16 protein-coding genes are annotated in these 17,005 nt (G+C 70.3%); 8 read left to right on the top strand and 8 right to left on the bottom strand.

Annotated features, from left to right (window positions below):
* The first annotated feature begins 60 nt into the window (after positions 1-60).
* Together ABD832_RS22950 and ABD832_RS22945 are read left to right on the top strand one after the other, a co-directional pair.
* Positions 61-1,443, top strand: coding sequence for a serine hydrolase domain-containing protein (locus ABD832_RS22950; protein ID WP_344898752.1), 1,383 nt, complete (start codon positions 61-63; stop codon positions 1,441-1,443).
* Positions 1,444-1,584: 141 nt separating this feature from the next.
* Positions 1,585-2,322 carry a MerR family transcriptional regulator gene (locus ABD832_RS22945; protein ID WP_344898750.1) on the top strand — a complete coding sequence of 246 codons (738 nt, stop codon included), beginning with the start codon at positions 1,585-1,587 and terminating at the stop codon, positions 2,320-2,322.
* A 74-nt stretch (positions 2,323-2,396) separates the two neighbouring features.
* On the opposite strand, the gene ABD832_RS22940 is transcribed toward ABD832_RS22945, so the two are convergent.
* Together ABD832_RS22940 and ABD832_RS22935 are read right to left on the bottom strand one after the other, a co-directional pair.
* Entirely contained in the window at positions 2,397-2,690 is a 294-nt protein-coding gene (locus tag ABD832_RS22940) for a helix-turn-helix domain-containing protein (RefSeq protein WP_344898932.1), read from the bottom strand.
* A gap of 897 nt (positions 2,691-3,587) precedes the next feature.
* Positions 3,588-4,049 carry an ester cyclase gene (locus tag ABD832_RS22935; protein WP_344898748.1) on the bottom strand — a complete coding sequence of 154 codons (462 nt, stop codon included), beginning with the start codon at positions 4,047-4,049 and terminating at the stop codon, positions 3,588-3,590.
* 88 nt (positions 4,050-4,137) lie between these two features.
* Here ABD832_RS22935 and ABD832_RS22930 point away from each other — a divergent pair, with 88 nt between their 5' ends.
* From ABD832_RS22930 to ABD832_RS22915, 4 genes are all read left to right on the top strand, one after another.
* Positions 4,138-4,605 (top strand): MarR family winged helix-turn-helix transcriptional regulator, encoded by a 468-nt coding sequence (locus tag ABD832_RS22930; protein WP_344898746.1) that lies wholly within the window; start codon positions 4,138-4,140, stop codon positions 4,603-4,605.
* A gap of 309 nt (positions 4,606-4,914) precedes the next feature.
* On the top strand, positions 4,915-6,210 hold the full coding sequence (locus ABD832_RS22925) for a S1 family peptidase (protein WP_344898744.1): 1,296 nt from the start codon (positions 4,915-4,917) through the stop codon (positions 6,208-6,210).
* Positions 6,211-6,620: 410 nt separating this feature from the next.
* The gene (locus tag ABD832_RS22920; RefSeq protein ID WP_344898742.1) at positions 6,621-7,613 is read left to right on the top strand and encodes a magnesium and cobalt transport protein CorA; all 993 of its coding nucleotides are present in this window, start codon (positions 6,621-6,623) and stop codon (positions 7,611-7,613) included.
* Complete coding sequence (locus tag ABD832_RS22915; protein ID WP_344898740.1) at positions 7,604-7,735, top strand: hypothetical protein; 132 nt, start codon at positions 7,604-7,606, stop codon at positions 7,733-7,735. The genes ABD832_RS22920 and ABD832_RS22915 overlap by 10 nt, the downstream gene beginning before the upstream one ends.
* Before the next feature lie 6 nt (positions 7,736-7,741).
* Here ABD832_RS22915 and ABD832_RS22910 read toward each other — a convergent pair whose 3' ends face one another.
* Positions 7,742-8,107, bottom strand: coding sequence for a helix-turn-helix transcriptional regulator (locus ABD832_RS22910; RefSeq protein WP_344898738.1), 366 nt, complete (start codon positions 8,105-8,107; stop codon positions 7,742-7,744).
* Between the two features lie 278 nt (positions 8,108-8,385).
* On the opposite strand from ABD832_RS22910, the gene ABD832_RS22905 reads away from it, so the two are divergent.
* Positions 8,386-8,748 carry an STAS domain-containing protein gene (locus tag ABD832_RS22905; protein WP_344898736.1) on the top strand — a complete coding sequence of 121 codons (363 nt, stop codon included), beginning with the start codon at positions 8,386-8,388 and terminating at the stop codon, positions 8,746-8,748.
* Positions 8,749-8,808: 60 nt separating this feature from the next.
* Here ABD832_RS22905 and ABD832_RS22900 read toward each other — a convergent pair whose 3' ends face one another.
* From ABD832_RS22900 to ABD832_RS22885, 4 genes are all read right to left on the bottom strand, one after another.
* Positions 8,809-10,254: a GH1 family beta-glucosidase gene (locus ABD832_RS22900; RefSeq protein ID WP_344898734.1), complete on the bottom strand. Its 1,446-nt coding sequence runs from the start codon at positions 10,252-10,254 to the stop codon at positions 8,809-8,811.
* A gap of 20 nt (positions 10,255-10,274) precedes the next feature.
* The gene (locus ABD832_RS22895; RefSeq protein WP_344898732.1) at positions 10,275-11,519 is read right to left on the bottom strand and encodes an MFS transporter; all 1,245 of its coding nucleotides are present in this window, start codon (positions 11,517-11,519) and stop codon (positions 10,275-10,277) included.
* 86 nt (positions 11,520-11,605) lie between these two features.
* Complete coding sequence (locus ABD832_RS22890) at positions 11,606-12,601, bottom strand: alpha/beta hydrolase fold domain-containing protein (RefSeq protein WP_344898730.1); 996 nt, start codon at positions 12,599-12,601, stop codon at positions 11,606-11,608.
* Positions 12,598-13,632 carry an alpha/beta hydrolase gene (locus ABD832_RS22885; RefSeq protein ID WP_344898728.1) on the bottom strand — a complete coding sequence of 345 codons (1,035 nt, stop codon included), beginning with the start codon at positions 13,630-13,632 and terminating at the stop codon, positions 12,598-12,600. The genes ABD832_RS22890 and ABD832_RS22885 overlap by 4 nt, the downstream gene beginning before the upstream one ends.
* Positions 13,633-13,726: 94 nt before the next feature.
* Here ABD832_RS22885 and ABD832_RS22880 point away from each other — a divergent pair, with 94 nt between their 5' ends.
* Entirely contained in the window at positions 13,727-14,704 is a 978-nt protein-coding gene (locus ABD832_RS22880) for a LacI family DNA-binding transcriptional regulator (RefSeq protein ID WP_344898726.1), read from the top strand.
* An 83-nt stretch (positions 14,705-14,787) separates the two neighbouring features.
* Here the strand turns inward: ABD832_RS22880 and ABD832_RS22875 are convergent, their stop codons facing one another.
* Positions 14,788-16,143 carry a ricin-type beta-trefoil lectin domain protein gene (locus tag ABD832_RS22875; protein ID WP_344898724.1) on the bottom strand — a complete coding sequence of 452 codons (1,356 nt, stop codon included), beginning with the start codon at positions 16,141-16,143 and terminating at the stop codon, positions 14,788-14,790.
* Positions 16,144-17,005: the final 862 nt, after the last annotated feature.

Genomic DNA, 17,005 nt, shown 5'->3' with positions numbered 1-17,005 from the left:
GCCCCAGGGGCAGGGTTCGAGCATGTGTTCATGGACACGGGCTCGAACCCTGGAGATGAGATGTCACATGAGACGGCGGCCGAGTTCGTCGAGGCGACGGCCACGACGCTGGGCGTCCCCGGTGTCGCGGTCGGGGTGTGGATGGACGGCCGGGAGGTCTACGCGTGTCACGGGGTGACGAGCGTGCAGGACCCGCTGCCGGTCGACCGGGACACGCTGTTCGTGCTGGGCTCGGTCACCAAGACCTACACGGCGACCGCGCTGATGCGCCTGGTCGCGCAGGGGCGGGTCGACCTGGACGCGCCGGTGCGCCGGTACGTTCCCGACCTGGTGCTCGCCGACGAGCGGGCCGCGGCGCAGATCACCGTGTCGAACCTGCTCAACCACACCGCGGGCCTGGACTGGGGCATCCTGGTCGACACCGGTGAGGGGGACGACGCGCTGGCCGGCCATGTGGCGAAGATGGCCGGACTGCAGCTGATCGCCCCGCCCGGCACCCGGGCCTCCTACAGCCAGTCGGGGTACAACCTGGCCGGGCGGGTCGTCGAGAAGGTCACGGGCCTGCCCTACGAGCGGGCCGTCGCCACGCTCCTGTTCGAGCCGCTGGGATTGTCGAACAGTTTCTTCGCGCCGGGAGAGGTGATGACCCGGCGATTCGCCGTGGGGCACGAGCGCGGCGAGGACGGCACGCTGTCGGTCGCGCGGCCGTGGAAGCACTGGCGCGGCGACAACCCCGGCGGGGGACTGGTGTCCTCGGTGGCCGAACAACTGCGGTGGGCCCGGTTCCACCTCGGTGACGGCCGTGCGGAAAGCGGCGCGCGCGTCCTGCCCGCCGAGCTGTTGCGGAGGATGAAGGAGCCGACGGTCGCGCTGCGCGCCAGCTCGCTCGGTGACGCCCTGGGCATCGGTTGGTTCCTGCGCGAGGTGGACGGCGTGCGTACCGTCGGGCACGGCGGATCGGCCAACGGCCAGTTCGCCGAGTTCCTCACCGTGCCCGAACGCGGTTTCGCCGTCGTCGCGGTGTCCAACGCCGGCCCGGACGAGGGGCTCGCCTTCAACCGGGCCGCCGTGCGCTGGGCGCTCGCGCACCATCTCGGGGTGGTCGACCGGGACCCGGAGCCGCTGCCCCACGACCCGGTACGGGCCCGGGAGGTCGCCGGAAGGTACGAGAACGACATGATGGCGCTCACCATCGCCACCGACGGAGCCGGGCTGACGATCGAATGCGGGATCAAGCCGCAGGTCCGTGCGGCGATGGACACCGAACTGCCCCCGGACCTCCCCCCGGCCGCGATCGGCCTGCTGCCCGGCGACGAGTACATCGTCACCGGCGGCGGCCTGGAGGGACAGCGCGGCTTCTTCACCCGTGACGCGGACGGCGCGGTCGTGGGGGTCGACCTCGCCGGCCGGTTGGCCGCCCGGGTCGCGCCGATCCGCGACTGAGGCCCGCCGCCGCTCGCGCGGGCGAACCCGCGCCGGCGGCGCACCCGGGCCACCGATGGGCTTCGAGGCCGTGCCACGGCGCGGTGGCCGCTGACATGATGAACGCCCGGACGGCGGGTCGCACCAAGGAGACCGAAACACATGATCACCATCGGCCGGCTCGCCGACTACGCGGGCGTGACCGTCAAGGCCGTCCGTCACTACCACCAGCGCGGCCTGCTCGCCGAGCCGCCGCGTGACGCGTCGGGTTACCGGCGCTACAGCGTCCAGCACGCCATCGACCTGATCAAGATCAAGACACTCGCCGGGGCGGGCGTGCCGCTCGCCCGTGTCAAGGAGTTGCTCGACGCCGACCCCGACCGGTTCGCCGCGGCGGTCACCGACATCGACCGCGGCCTGCGGGAACGGGCCGAGGAACTCCTGCGCGCCCGCGAGCGGATCGCCCAGCTCAATGCCGGTGACCGGCTGTTCGTCTCCGCGGAGGTCGCCGGCTATCTCGACCGGTTGCGCGAGCTCGGCATGAGCCGGCGCATGGTGCAGATGGAGCGCGACGGCTGGATCCTGGCGCACTCGCTCTCACCGGACGAGGCGGCCGCCTGGATCGCCGACAAGCGCGCGGCGATCGACGATCCGGGCTTCTGCGCCATCTATCTCGATCATGACGCGGCGTTCGACTGGTCCCCGGAGGACCCGCGCCTTCACGCGCTGGCCGATCGCACGCATCGCTGGCTCGCCGACCGGTACGGCGGGTCCGGGAGCACGCGGGAACCGGCCCAGGACTCGGTCGTCGCCCGGCTGGTCGCCATGTCGGTCGGCGCCTCGTCACCCGCCTGGAGCCGGCTCGCCGAGATCGTCGAGGAACGCGAGGCGGGCGGGTGACACCACCGGAACCTCGGGTGAGGATGCCCGGAGGAGGCGGGCGGCCAGAGGTGATCACGGACGGGGGCATGCCCTCAGGCCGAGATGCGGCCGGCGTCGTCGGTCCGGTGGCGGTCGGGCCGCTGCTGGAGTTCTGTGTTGATGCGCAGGGCCTCGGCCAGCTGGTCTTCCAGGATGATGATGCGGCAGGCGGCTTCCAGGGGAGTGCCCTGGTCGAGGAGTTCGCGGGCGCGGGCGGCCAGGCGTAGCTGGTAGCGGGAGTAGCGGCGGTGGCCGCCTTTGGAGCGCTGAGGCTCGATGAGTCTGGCGGCGCCGAGGTTGCGCAGGAAGGCAGGGGTGACGCCGAGCATCTCGGCGGCGCGGCCCATGCTGTAGGCGGGGTAGTCCTCGTCGTCCAACCGGCAACCGGGCGTGTGACCCGGAGCGGTGAGGAATCCATCGGTCCTGCCGGCCCGGTGGGCCGTTTCAGCCGTATCGGCGCCGGCGCGCATTCTGGGTTGTGCGCGCACGGCCGACACCATCGGTACTTGATCCATACAACCTTCCCAACGACCTTCCCGGAGACGACAACGGGACCCCGGCGCCATGATGCGCCGGGGCCCCCGAGGTTCAACACCATCTGCCGGCCCTGAGGCCGACGTACCTGCTTTCGCATGTGGCCGCCCGGTGCGGGCGGGGATGCGGGGATCGCGAATGCGTGACCGTAGACCACCGTCCAATCCGGGGAACTGCGGTACCCGTGCGGCGAACATCAGCCGGCAACGGGCGATCCTGATGGCGTTCAACACTCCCTTCGCTCTTTACCGGCGGTACTTCCTTGACGTCGTGCACCACTTGCTCGTCACAACCGCGCCGTCCACGGCCGGGACCCTTCGTCTTGCACCTGCTCGGTCCTGGCACGTCCGACGGCGGTACTCGTCGTGCGTTCACTGCTTCTGCTGTGGCAGCGCGTCCACGGCCGGGACCCTTTCGACCACTGCCGGTCCTGGCACGTCCGACCTTCTGCCCCTCTTCACCGCATCGTCTTTGGTGATCCAGCCGTCCACGCTCGTCCGGGCAGCTCGTCGTGATGCCTACGCCCTGCTCTGCCCTCGTGGATCCGTTCCTTGCGATGCCAGAAATTCTATCCCCACCCACCATGAATGTCTACGTCGGCCACTGCAGATTTTCAGTGCCGGGGGACCGGGCCTCCGCCTTGCCGGCGACTTCGAAGAGGACGGGAAGGGCGGGAGGGCAGGGACCGCGAGCGCGTTCGGTGGTGTCCGTCAGTGCTGGGCAGGACCGTTGGGACCGGAGATCGCGCCGAGCTGGGACAGGCCGTCGAGGATGTCGGTGCAGGTCCAGTACTCGACGAACCGGCCGTCGCGGACGCGCAGGATGTCGTTGCCGCTGAAGGAGATCTTCGTGCCGACCGGGGCGGTGGCCTGGGGGATGCCACCGGTGTAGGTGGCGCGCATGGTCCAGCGGGCGGAGATCAGGTCGCCGTCGACGATCGGGCCGAGGTCGACGGTGACACTGATGCCGCCGAAGGCGGCCATGGTCTGCTCGATCTCGGGCAGCAGGCGCTCGGGGCCGGTGACGGCCTCGGAGTCACTGCCGTCCGGGCGGGCCTGGTGGACGACGAAGCCGGGGTCGAGGATCTCCTCGGCGTGGCTGAAGTCGCCGCGCCACATCTCGCTCCAGCGGCCGTAAAGGACGCGCAGCTGCTCGGGCGCGTGGGTGGTCATGGGCTCTCCTGAAAAGTTGTGCTACAAAGGATCTGCACCACACATTATCTGCGTGACACAGATATAAGTAGGACACGAGGGCGATTGCATGTCAAACCAAACCCGCAAGGAGCTGGTCGAGGCGGTCACCGCGACGGCCCGGCGCCACCACGCCGCCTACACCCTGTTCAACCAGGCCATGGCCGAACGCCTCGGCCTGCACCCCACCGACCTCCAGTGCGTCGGCCTGCTCGCCCTGGAACCCGGGCCCTGCACCACGGGAGAGATCGCGGAGCTGACAGGACTGACCTCCGGATCGGCCACCCGCCTGGTCGACCGCCTCCAGAAGGCAGGCCTCGCCGAACGCCACCCCGACCCCCACGACCGGCGCAAGATGCTCGTCACCCTCACCCCTGGCCGCGCCCCCGAGATCGAAGCCGCCTGGGACGCCCCCGGCAGGGCCTTCGGCCAGGCGCTGGAGGACTTCACCGACGACGAGCTCATCGTGATCGAGCGATACCTTCGGCGCACCACCGACGTCGGCACCGCACAGACCGCGCGCCTGCGCACCGACTGACCCGGCAACCGCCCGGCCGTCTTCCGGGGACATCCGCGCGATCGTCTCCAGCCTGGCCCGGTCCCTGCGGCACCCGGCTCTTTCCGCCCTGGCCGGACATGCCCGATCCACGTCGCCGGGGTGAAGGCGGGATGCGCGAGACGGCGACGCACCTCGCCGTCCGGCTCCTTGTCCGCCGGCCGTCCGCGTGGCGTGGCCGTGGGCGGCCGACGGCTGACCTAGGATCGCATTGCCCACATCGCATGATCATCCCGTGATGCGGGGCGGCCCTCCCCTCGCGCTTTGAGAACCGAGGTCGAGGAGGGGCATATGTCTGCCAACCATGCCGTGAGCAGAGGGTGCGTCGTGGCCGTCGTCGCCGTCGCGCTGGCCGCGGTCCCGGCCGTCGCCGCCCGCCGGGCCGACCGGTCGGCCACCACGGCGACGACCCCGGTGACCCCGGTGGCCATGATGACCCCGGTGGCCATGATGACCCCGGTGGCCACGGCCGCCGTCGCGGAGCCGGACCCACCACCGGCCATGCTGAGGGCGATGCAACGCGATCTGGGCCTGACACCGGAACAAGCCCGGACCCGGCTGCTGAATGAGGCCCGCCTGAGCCCGATCGCGGCGCAGCTGCGCCAACGGCTCGGGGCGCGTTTCGCCGGCGCCTGGCTGCGGGGACCCAGCGCTCACCGGCTGGTGGTGGCCACCACCAGCGCCGCCGACACCGCCACGATCCTGGCCGCCGGCGCTCACGCGGAGATCGTCACCCGCTCGCTGAGCGAACTGACCACGATCAAGAGCATGCTCGACAAGGCGCTGCCGGTGGAGCCGCTGGTGGCCAGCGTGCGCTACGTCGACGCCAAGCGCAACAGGGTGGTGCTGCTGGCCCAGAAGACCGACGAGACCCAGCACGTCATCGATGCCGTCGGGGTGGACAAGGCCGCGGTGGTCGTCCTGCCCTCCACCGAGGTTCCCGAGCCGTTGCACGACCCGGCGGCGCAGGACGTACGGGGCGGCCACGCCTTCCACGTCGGCCTCACCAGCCGGTGCTCGGTGGGGTTCGCGGTGTTCAAGGGGAACCAGGACGGTTTCGTCAGCGCCGGGCACTGCGGCAGGACCGGCGCCAGGACCACCGGCTTCAACCGGACCGTTCAGGGGGTCTTTCGCGGGTCGCTCTTCCCCGGCGGCGACCACTCCTGGGTGCAGGTCGACAACGGCTGGCAGACCACCCCGGTGCTGGACGACGGCGAGGGCCGCGCCATACCCGTCGCCGGAGCCCGGATCGCCCTCGAAGGAGCCTCGGTCTGCCGCTCCGGCGCCGCCAGCGGCTTCCGCTGCGGTCTCATCCAGCAGCGCGACGCCAGCGTCACCTACGCCCAGGGCAACGTCTTCGGACTGACCCGCACCAGTGTCTGCGCCGAGGCCGGCGACTCCGGTGCCCCCTTCATCTCCAGCGACCAGGCCCAGGGCATCGCCTCCAGCGGCTCGGGCGACTGCGGCCAGGGCGGCACCTCCTACTTCGAACCCATCGGCGAGATCCTCACCGCCTACAGCCTGACCCTGAAGACCATGGCCAACACCCGCCCCCGCCCAGCGGCCTCCCCCGCACCCACACCCTGATCCAGCGGGGAACCACGCACCTGCTCCTGCCGCCGCCGCGGCGACACAGTCCACAACGACCACCGCCAGGCCTCCACCGGCCATGCGGGAGATCCTCGGCGATGACATCAGCGATGCGGTCGCCGCCGCGCGGGAGCGGGGCATCGGCACCCACTCGCTCCTCTCCCGCCCCACGGCGCTCACAGCCGCTCCACCGCCTTGACGACGAGCCCGAAGATCGCGAACAGCGCGATCGTCAGGACGACGAAGAGGACGTCTCCCGTCTCCGACGCTTCCCGGAGAACGGATCCCGGGGTCACCCGGACAGGTGATCTGCGAAATCAGCGTTTGCGGGCTTTGTGAGCCTTGCACAGCGGCCGTCAGGACAGATGAGGCTTTTTCGGGTTTTCGGATGCGGGAGAATGCCCGATGTGATCGTAGACAAGGCCATCTACTGCGGCGGCGTACGCGAGACCATCAGCGGTGACATCAGCGACGCGGTCACCGCCGCGCGGGAGCGGGGGGAGTGCTTCTTGTGGATCGGCCTGCACGAGCCCACCCGGCAGGAGTTCGATCTGATCACCAGCGAGGTGAAACTGCATCCGCTGGCCGTGGAGGACGCCATCCACGCCCACCAGCGGGCCAAGCTCGAACGCTATGACGACACCTTGTTCATCGTGCTCAAGCCGCTGGTGTACCTGGAGGAGACCTCCGACATCGAGGTCGGCGAGATCAACCTGTTCCTGGGCCGCGACTTCGTCATCAGCGTCCGTCACGGCCGGGCCAACCCCCTCAACGGGGTACGCGACCGCATCGAGTCCGACCCCGAGCTGCTGGCCGCAGGCCCGGCCGGTGTGCTGTACGCGATCTGCGACGAGGTCGTCGACACCTACTCGCGCGTCTCCCACGAGGTCGAAGCAGACCTCATCGCGCTGGAGCACCGCGTCTTCAGCGGCGAGCAGGCCGACGTCACCGCCGACATCTACTCCCTCAAGCGCGAGGTGCTGGAGTTCCGTACCGCCCAGGATCCGCTGATCCCGGTGCTGGAGGAGATCGTCAAAGGCCGCGTGGAGCTGTGCACGGCGAACCGGGAGCAGTTCCGTGACGTCCTCGACCACCTGCTGCGCGTCGACGCCCAGGTCGACGAGCACAACGAGCTGCTCACCAGTGCCCTGAGCGCGCACCTGGCCCTGATGGGCCGTGAGCAGAACATGGTGGCGATGCAGCAGAACGCCGACATGCGCAAGATCTCCTCATGGGCGGCCCTCATCGCCGTTCCCACCATGATCGCGGGCATCTACGGCATGAACTTCGACTACATGCCCGAGCTGCACTGGCTGCTGGGCTACCCGCTCAGCCTGAGCGTCATGGTCGTCGCCGTCCTCATCGTCCACCGGCTGCTGCGCAGGAGCGGATGGCTGTGAAGAAAGCGCCCCGACTCCTCCCCGGGCTCTCCGGTGGCACGCTCCTGCTCGCCGCGGTCGTCGCCTGGATCGTCCTGCTGACCGTCATCATCCTGCTCGACCCGGCCGGCTCGGCCTCCTGACCGCGGTCAGCTGCCGGTGCCGCTCGAAGCCGGTGACCTCAGATCTGCGGGCAGGTCCCGGTGGGCCTGGTCGTGGCGGGTGAAGATGTCCAGCAGCTCGCCGATGGGCACATCCGCCTCGGTGGGGTAGCGGAAGTGCCGGTCGGGGTCGATCGTGTAGTGGTTGCGGCGGCCCACCTTGGAGCGGGTCAGGTAACCGGCCTGGTGCAGGTCGGTCACGATGCCCTGGGCCGCGCGTTCGGTGATGCCGATGACGGCCGCGATGTCGCGCAGCCGCGCCTGCGGATCACGGGCGATCTCCAGCAGGACCCGGGCGTGGTGGGTCAGGAAGGTCCACGAGGACGAAGGCTGATCGGGACTGTTGTCGGTCACGTCACATCCTTTCCGCGTCGCCGGAGCGGGTCGCCGTGGAACGGACGGCTACGGGCATCGGCACAGGAAGAAGCATACCGGAAAGGTCTTTCGTGTATCCTCTTTCCGGCGTAAAGTGGACGCGCCGGGTTCGCCGGCGTACATCGAGGCAAGCGAGGGGATGGATCACATGGCCGTCGTGCAGCACCGGCCCTCACCGGCCGCCTCGTCGTGCCCGGCACCACCGGCCACCGGCCGTGCCGTCCGTCGGCCCGCGACGAATGCCTGAGGGCGAAGCCGTGACCGTTACCGCCCGGGAGCAGGCAGGCTGCGGTGAGCACTGGTTCGAGGCCGTGCTCCACCTCGACCGCGCGCTGCGCATCACCTACAGCCCCGCCGCACCCGGAGGACTGGCCCGGCTGATCGGCGAGCTCGACGCCACCAACACCCGCGCGGCGGCCCGGACCCTGACCGAGGCCCGCACGGCAGGGGACACCCTCGTCGTCGACGTCAGCCGGCTCACGTTCGTCGACCTGGGCGGCCTGCGCATGCTGACCGGTCTGTGCCGCGACGGCGAGGCCCGCCTGACCGGCGTGCCGGCCCGCATCGACCGCCTGCTCAGGCTCCTGGACCAGGAGGACACCCTCGACAGGTGCGCATGACGGCACCCGGCCGTCGTGCCTGGCGGAGGACGTCGGCTCACGCGATGGCGGGGTGCCCGGTCATGCGGGGATCGAGCGGGTGCGGATGATGTCCCGGTAGGCGTGCGCGCTGTCCTTGAGGGTGCGTCGCTGGGTGGCGTAGTCCACGTGGACGAGCCCGAATCGCCGGGTGTAGCCCCATGCCCATTCGAAGTTGTCCAGCAGTGACCAGGCGAAGTAGCCGCCGACATCGACCCCGGCGTCGACGGCGTCGAGGATCGCGGCCAGGTGGGCGATGAGGAAATCGGCGCGGGCGGTGTCGGGGATCCGTGTCCGCCCGTGTTCGGTGACGGGGTGGTCGTCGTAGGCGGCACCGTTCTCGGTGACGAACAGCCGCGTGCGGGTGGCGCCGGTGTACTCCTGCGTGACGCGGTGCAGGAGCCGGGTGAGGGCGGCGGGGTCCACCTCCCAGTTCATCGCGGTGCGGGGCAGTCCCCGGTCGTGTCCGTGCAGGTCGTGGGGCAGAGGCCAGGAGGACCGGCCGCCGCGGGCGGTGGGGGCGTCGCCGCTGGGCGGTGGTGTCGCCGCGGGTGTCGCGCCGATGCAGGCGCCCTGGTAGTAGTTGATGCCCAGCGCGTCGACGGGTGCGGCGATGGTGCGCAGGTCGTCGGCGTGGATCGCGGCGGTGAGGGCGTTCGCCGCGTCGGGCACGGCCGAGGCGAGGTCCCGCAGGATGTCGGCGGGGTAGGCGCCGCGGAAGAGGGGGTCGAGGAACCAGCGGTTGAACTGCCCGTCGAGGCGGCGTGCCGCGTCCCGGTCCCGGTCGTCGCCGGGGTCGACCGGGTCGACGGGCGCGAGGTTGAGGGTGATCCCGAGGGTGAGGCCGCCGTCGCGGGCGCGCAGCTCCCGCATCGCCCGGCCGTGCGCAAGGAGGAGGTGATGGGCGGCGAGGAGGCCCTCCGTGGCAGAGGTGTGCCCGGGGGCGTGCCGACCGGCGATGTGCCCGACGAACGCGGAGCACTGCGGTTCGTTCAGTGTGGTCCAGACGGGCACCCGGTCCCCGAGCGCGTCGTGCACGGCCAGTGCGTACTCGGTGAACCGGTGGACGGTGTCACGGTGCGGCCACCCGCCGGTGTCCTGGACCGCCTGCGGAAGGTCCCAGTGGTACAGCGTCAGCCACGGGGTGATGTCGTGCGCGAGCAGTTCGTCGACGAGCCGCCGGTAGAAGTCCAGGCCGCGGGCGTTGACGTTCGATCCGTCGGGTACGACGCGGGCCCAGGAGGTCGAGAACCGGTAGCTCTGCAGCCCGAGACGTCCCATGAGGGCGATGTCCTCGGCGTAGCGGTGATAGTGGTCGCAGGCGATGTCGCCGGTGTCCCCGTCGAGCACGACGCCGGGGGTGCGGACGAAGGTGTCCCAGATGGAGGCTCCTCGCCCGTCGGCGGTGGTCGCGCCCTCGATCTGGTAGGCGGCGGTCGCCGCCCCGAACACGAAGTCCTCCGGGAACGCCCGGCGCTGGGTGGGCATCGTCTGTCCTTTACGGGGGGTCAGCGGACGCTGCGGATGGGGAGGACGGCGAGCCCGCCGAGGACGGCGAAGACGATCGCGGCGACGAAGAACATGTCGTAGCCGCCGCCTCCCGCGGCCAGCAGCGGCACGGCGAGGATCGGGACGAGCAGTTGCGGGACCTGGTAGGACAGGGCGACGATGCCGAGGTCCTTGCCCGCCTCGTCGAAGGTGGGCAGGACCTCGGTCATGAGCGCGACGTCGACCGACACGTACGCTCCCTGCGCGGCGCCGACGATTCCGATCCCGGCGAGGAAGACGCCGACGTCGGGGGCGGCCATCGCGATCACGAGGCCGGCGGCGCTGAGCAGGCCGGCGGTCAGGACGATCGTCTTGCGGCGTCCGGTGCGATCGGAGATCCACCCGAACACCACGGCGGTGACGATGTTGCCGACCGTGAAGATCAGCAACGCGAGCGCCTGGACACCGGACGCGTCCGCGAGGGGGATGTGGAGGCGGTCCAGGATGATGAACAGCAGGTAGGTCGAGATGGCGGTGATCGACATGGTGACCAGGAACCGGCAGGTGAACGCCCAGAAGAAGTCGCGGTAGCGCAGCGGGTTCAGCCAGTACGTCGACACGACGTCCGCCAGGCGGAACCGGGGGGCCGGGGTGTGACGGACGATGTCGTGGAAGCGGAACACCAGCGCGGTGCTGAGCACGGCCCCCGCGACACCGGGGACCACGAACCACGCCCACCGTGCGTCGTCGGGCAGGATCGCCATCACCTGGGCGCCCACGATGAGCCCCAGCCCGGTGGCCACCCCGGTGGCGGCGGCGACGCGGGCGCGGATGCGGGCGGGGATCTGCTCGGCCAGGAGCGCGTGGACGGCCATGTTCGTCGCACCGAACCCGGTCTGCGTGATCGCCCATCCGGCGAGCGTCCACCCGAGCCCCTGCGTGGTGGCGAGGATCGCGACGCCCACCAGGCCGAGGCCCGCACCGCCGATCAGCCACGGCCGGCGCATCCCGAACCGGGACATCGTCCGGTCCGAGAGCCGTCCGAACAGCGGGGTGATGACGATGATCACCACCCCGCCCACCCCGGCGATGATCGACAGGTTCGTCGTCTTCGACGCGTCGTCGAGGAACGCCAGCGCTTTCGGGATGGACGCGCCACTGATCGTTCCCAGCGCGAGGGTGACGCCGAACCACGCCAGCACGTACAGCGGCAGGAACCCGCGCGGCTGCCGGCCTCCGGGGATCTCCTTTGTCGCGACGGACATCGGGTCCCGATCGGCGCCGGGCACGGTGGCGGGGGTGAGGGGGGTGGAAGAGAACATCATGCCTCCGGGCACGTCGTGGTGTCAGATCAGGCGGGCGTAACGCCCGGGGCGCCAGGGGCGTGGTAGACGTCGCGCAGTGCCGCCGCGACGCGGTGCTGCCAGGTGCGGGCGGGTTCGAAGGTCGCGGTCAGGCCGGGGGAGCCGTGCACGTGCCCGTGGCCGATCTCGGTGATCGTCGGCACGCCCGCGGCGGCCAGGCGGGCGCCGTACGCGAGAGCGGCGTCGCGGAGCGGGTCGTGCTCGGCGACCCGGATCAGCGTGGGCGGGAGCCCGGTGAGGTCCGCGGCGTCCAGCGGAGCCGCGAACGGCGCGGTCGTCCCGTCCGGTCCCAGATACAGCGCGGCGAGCCGTTCGTACCCGTCGAGACCGAACCCGCGCGCGTACTCGGCGGCGGACGCGCCGAACGGGGTCATGGCGAGCGCCGGCACCTCGAGGGCCTGATGGACGAGCACGTGATCGCCGCGCTCGCGCAGGTGCAGGGCGGTGCTGGCGGCGATGCCACCGCCGGCCGACGCGCCGCCGATCCCGATCCGCGACACGTCCACCCCGTACCGGTCAGGTCGCGCGCGCAACGCGTCGAGCACCGCGATCGCGTCCTCGACCGCGGCGGGGTAGGGGTGTTCCGGCGCCAGCCGGTAGTCGAGGGAGATCACCTGGATGCCGGCGTCGGCGGCGCGCGCGGCGAGGAGCCGGTCGTTGACGAGCTCGTCGGCCGATCCGGAGACGAACCCGCCCCCGTGCAGGAACAGCTGTGCCGGTGCCGTCCCGTCCATGGCGTCCGGCCGGTACCGGCGTACCCGTCGCGGGCCGATCGGGGTGTCGATGTCCTCCGTCGCGATGCGCACGCGGGTGGGGGCCTCCGCGGTGAACTCGCGTGCGAGGGCGTCGGAGAGAAGCCGTTCGGCCGCCCGGCGCGAGGGGAGGTCGGTGCCGGTCAGGCCGGGGAGCTCCGCGGAGAGGGACGCGATCCGTGCCGCCCAGGCGTGAACGGCCGGTGACAGGCTCGCCAGGACGGCGTTCATCGGCGGTCCCCGGCGGGGCGGGAAGGTGCCGGGTAGCCGGTGGCGGGCTCGTGCAGGGTGCGGAGGCCGGCGACGATGTCGCGGTGCAGGTGGTCGGCCGCGGCGGTGTGGTGCCGGTAGCCGCCCGAGCCGTGGGTCTGCCCGACGTACCGCACGCAGCTCGTGGGCACACCCGCGGCCGCGAGTGCCCTCGCGTACGCCTCGCCGTCGCCGCGCAGCACGTCCTTCTCCGCGGTGAAGATCAGCGCGGGAGGAAGCCCCGCGTGGGTCTTCGCCAGCAGCGGTGACGCGTACGCCTCGCGCCTTCTCGCCCGCCGGGGGCCGAGATAGTCGCGCACGACCGGTGCCGCCGAGCGCCGGAGGACGAAACGTGGCAGCGCCGGGGAGCTCGCCCACGGGTCGAGGTGCCCGAACGTCAGATCCAGGACGGGCGCCTCCAGGATCTGCAGGCGGACGGGCCGATCGCCGCGATCCCGGTTCATCAGCGTGACGGCCGCGGCGAGGTTGCCGCCCGCGGAGGCTCCTCCGACGGCGAGGCGGGAGGCGTCCCCGCCCAGTTCGGCGGCGTGCCCGGCCGCCCACTCGAACACGCTCCAGCACTGTTCGGGCTGGGCCGGGTACCGCACCTCCGGGGCCAGCGAGTACTCACCGGCGACCACGATGATCCCCGCGTCGGCCGCGCGCGCCCGGAACACCGCGTCCCACCCGCGCCAGTCCAGACCGCCCATCGTGAACGACCCGCCGAAGAAGTACACCAGGATCGGGACACCCGCGGCCCGCACGGGCTCACTGCGCCGCTCACCGGGCCAGAACACCCGCAACCGCACCCGTGGGTGATCCGCCACGTCGACGAGGTGATCCTCCGTCGCGACCGGGACGGGAACGATTCCCAGCAGTTCCGCGGCGGCCGTGTCCATCGCCTTCACGTGCTCGCGACGGGCGACGGGATCGGTGGGCACACGTTCGGCGCCGGCACCGAGACGGCGATCGACGGCGACGACGAACGGGTCCACGCTTGAGCGCTTCCACATGATCAATAGCCTTTCCGATCCTCACTATGTACAATCGAAGAACTTCGATACAAGTTTTTTATCGTGATCATGTACGACAGGGAAAAGGACGGGCATGCCGAAACGGGTCACGATCTACGATGTCGCGAGCGAGGCGGGGGTGAGCATCTCGACCGTGTCGCTGGCGATCAACCATCCGCAGCGGGTGAACGAGGCCACCCGGCGCGCGGTCATCGACACCGCGGTCCGGCTCGGGTACCGGGGGTCCACCCCCGCGTCGGCCGGCAGAAGGGTCGCGGTCGCGGCCCCGTTCTCGGCCTACCCCTCGTACTACACGCGACTCACGGGCATCCTCACCGTGAGCGCGACGGCCGGGATCGAGGTCATCGTCCACGACCTCCCGTCGACCGCGGCGGAGGACGCGCCGGTGCTCGACGCCCTCCCGGTGAAGGCGAACATCGACGGCATCATCGTGATGGGCGCCCCGCTGTCCAGGCAGGCGACGAGGACGGCGTCACTGCCGGGGCCGCCGGTCGTGCTCGTCGACGTGCCGGACAGCGCGCGACATCACCCCGACGCCCCGAGCGTCCTCATCGACGACCGCCGAGGCGGCGCCCTGATCGGCGAGCACCTCGCCGGCCGGGGACACCGCAAGGTCGCGTTCGTGCACGAGACCCAGCGCTCCACCGACTACCTCTCCGCCGGGATGCTCCGGGCGCAGGGGCTCGCCGACCACCTCACCTGCGTGGACGTCCCCGTGGACGATCCCGCCGCCCCGTGGCCGGAACTGAGCTCGGCCATGGAGGACGAGGAGATCACGGCGGTCGTCGCCAACCACGACCGGCTCGCCGCCTGTCTGCACGGCGCTCTCCCGGCGATCGCCGCGCGGCCGACGGCGCTCGTCGGCTACGACGGCAGCGAGCTCGCCGCCGCGCTCGAACTGACGACCGTGTGGCAGCCGTTCGAGGAATCCGGACGCGCGGCGATGGGCCTCCTGACCCAGCTCATCAACGGTGAGCACGCGCACCTGAACGCGATGAGCCTCACCCCGCGGCTCGTCGCTCGTGCCAGCACGGCCGGCGCGGTTCACTGAGAGCGCGTGGGCGTGGTCGCACACTGCCGACGGGTCGGGTCCGGACGACGTCGCCCGGACCCGACCCGCCGGCTAGCAGCTGGTCATGCCCTGGTCCACCTCTGGGTGGCCTGGCCGTTGCACGTGGCGACGGTCACGGCGGAGGTGTTGCCGGTGCCGGTGACGCTGAGGCAGAGATTGCCGGCGCCACTGGTCACGGTGCCGTTGGAGGCGAAGGTCCACTGCTGGTTGGCGTTGGTGTGACAGTCCCACAGCTGGACGCGGGTGCCGGAGCCGGCGTTCGTGGGGGAGTCCAGGCATTTGCCGAGCAGCTGGAGTCTGCCGGAGTCGTAGGTGAAGAGCTGGTTGGCGTTGGTGTGGCAGTCGTAGACCTGCAGCTGGGTGCCGTTGGCGCTGGCGCTGTTGGGGGAGTCGACACAGCGCCCGGCACCCTCGTTGCGCAGCCGGAAGCTGGTCGTGGGGGTCGGGGTGACGGTCGGCGTGACGGTCGGGGTGGGCGTCGGAGTGGGCGTGGAGGTGCTCTGGAACTGGGAGATGAACTTCCACACCTCTCCCTTGGTCCAGGTCTGCGCGCCGTTCTCGGTGTAGGTCCCGTCCACCGGGGCGGGCGTGTGACCGTTGTCGTACGCGGCCCAGACGACGGGGTATCCGGCGCGGCACCCCGAGTAGGCGGTGACGACGTGCGTCCGGCTGCCCGAGGCCGGTTCGGGCGGGTTCTGGGCGGTACAGCCGTTGTTGCGGACGAACCTGTCCCGCAGTGCCCGTCCTTGCGAGATGTTGAGGACGCTGTCGGTGATGCCGTGCAGTCCCATGTAGGCGATGGGCTGGGTGCCGCCGCTGCATCCGCTGAGCTGTGCGCCGGCGAACACCGCGACCGCGCGGAAGACCGTCGCGCGGCTGCACGCGAGGGAGAAGCTCATGCCGCCGCCGTAGCTGAACCCCATGGCGAAACGTAGCGAGGGATCGACGCAGAGATCCGCCTCCACCCGCCGCATGATGTCGTCGAAGAGGGTGACGTCCTCGCCGTTGGAGTTGGCCCAGCCGTTGTTGAGGCCCTGCGGCGCGATGAAGATCGCGGTGTTGTTCGCCAGCTGCCGCTGCCCGTAGTAGGACCATGAGGCCCCGCTGCTTCCACCGGAGTCGACGTCGTTCATGGTGCCGTTCAGCCAATGGATGCCGAAGATCAGGCGATAGGGGGTGGTGTTGTTGTAGTTCGCGGGAATCCGCAGGATGAAGCTGCGATTCTTCCCGCTGGACTGAATGGTGTGTGTCCCGCTGCTCAGCGTCGGGTTCTTTCCGCATCCCGCGGTTCCCGCGAGCGCGGAGGCGGTGGACGCCGACGCCCCTGTGCTGCCGCTGCTCATCGCCGCGTGTCCTGTCAGCAGGACGACGGCCGCCGCGAGCGCCACGGCCCCGAGGACGGACCTATGCTTCAACATTTGCGATTCCCTCTGGTCGCAGGAGCCGGGCCGACGATAAAGGCATGTTCGGTGTTCCTTTCCATCAGTGGAACGAATTCCCGGAGCCATGAAAATCGAAGTCGAGGTGTGAGCGCTAACATGAATCGGCGCCATCGGTATGCCGCTTGCGGGCCCTATGGGGTGCGATGCAAGGGAGCAAATATGAACTGACTGTGCGTGTCAAGTAACGTGCTTCGCGGCCCCGGGTGCCGGACCCTCGGGGGGCGCCCCTGTGCGCGGCTGGCCAGGGAAGGTTCGCGCCTCGCTCTCGGCGCGCGGGATGAAACTTTCGTGACGAACTGGTGATCACGCGTCGTTCGGAGGTCGATGATCATCAACATGATCATGGAAAGCCGTCGTCATCTTCGTCGGGGTATGCCTATAGTTTTCGATGTAGTTCCGATAGTTTCGGTCGGAATCGGCCGACTCGGAGTCGTGCGGGTCGGGAATCGCAGGGCTCGGCCCCGTGCCGCCGGACGGGGACGGACGCCGCGATGGATTCGCCGCTCGACCGCGTACGGCCGGCCGGGAATGCCCGATCTCGGCTGCCGTTGTTTTCTTCTCGTCGTCATCGGAATTGACGCCGGGGACCAGGACGAACCTGAAGGAATGTCGTCACGTTCCAGTCGTGGCTTCCGTCGCGGTCGTCCTCCCTCGTCTGCGTGGACGAGGACGGTCGACGAGCAGAGATCGGACATTAGGAATCTACTTTGTAAAGGCGGTCGATTGTTAAAAAATACAAAAAAAGCACAGGAGATCGTTTCTGTGCCTCCCCGGCCACGGTCCGGGCGCGGGTCTGATCACCTGGGTGCGGCCTGCTGCGGCTGCTCAGACGGTTTGG

This window comes from Streptosporangium longisporum, from assembly GCF_039534895.1.
GTDB classification, from domain to species: Bacteria; Actinomycetota; Actinomycetes; order Streptosporangiales; family Streptosporangiaceae; genus Streptosporangium; species Streptosporangium longisporum.
Note: the sequence above shows the minus strand (reverse complement) of the source record. Positions and strands in the feature narration are given on the sequence as shown.

Coding starts and splice junctions, on each gene's coding strand:
- ABD832_RS22885 (WP_344898728.1), bottom strand. CDS start 13,632: ATGTGGAAGCGCTCAAGCGTGGACCCGTTCGTCGTCGCCGTCGATCGC.
- ABD832_RS22915 (WP_344898740.1), top strand. CDS start 7,604: ATGGCTGTGAAGAAAGCGCCCCGACTCCTCCCCGGGCTCTCCGGTGGC.
- ABD832_RS22895 (WP_344898732.1), bottom strand. CDS start 11,519: ATGTCCGTCGCGACAAAGGAGATCCCCGGAGGCCGGCAGCCGCGCGGG.
- ABD832_RS22925 (WP_344898744.1), top strand. CDS start 4,915: ATGTCTGCCAACCATGCCGTGAGCAGAGGGTGCGTCGTGGCCGTCGTC.
- ABD832_RS22930 (WP_344898746.1), top strand. CDS start 4,138: ATGTCAAACCAAACCCGCAAGGAGCTGGTCGAGGCGGTCACCGCGACG.
- ABD832_RS22945 (WP_344898750.1), top strand. CDS start 1,585: ATGATCACCATCGGCCGGCTCGCCGACTACGCGGGCGTGACCGTCAAG.
- ABD832_RS22935 (WP_344898748.1), bottom strand. CDS start 4,049: ATGACCACCCACGCGCCCGAGCAGCTGCGCGTCCTTTACGGCCGCTGG.
- ABD832_RS22875 (WP_344898724.1), bottom strand. CDS start 16,143: ATGTTGAAGCATAGGTCCGTCCTCGGGGCCGTGGCGCTCGCGGCGGCC.
- ABD832_RS22900 (WP_344898734.1), bottom strand. CDS start 10,254: ATGCCCACCCAGCGCCGGGCGTTCCCGGAGGACTTCGTGTTCGGGGCG.
- ABD832_RS22950 (WP_344898752.1), top strand. CDS start 61: ATGTCACATGAGACGGCGGCCGAGTTCGTCGAGGCGACGGCCACGACG.
- ABD832_RS22890 (WP_344898730.1), bottom strand. CDS start 12,601: ATGAACGCCGTCCTGGCGAGCCTGTCACCGGCCGTTCACGCCTGGGCG.
- ABD832_RS22880 (WP_344898726.1), top strand. CDS start 13,727: ATGCCGAAACGGGTCACGATCTACGATGTCGCGAGCGAGGCGGGGGTG.
- ABD832_RS22940 (WP_344898932.1), bottom strand. CDS start 2,690: ATGGGCCGCGCCGCCGAGATGCTCGGCGTCACCCCTGCCTTCCTGCGC.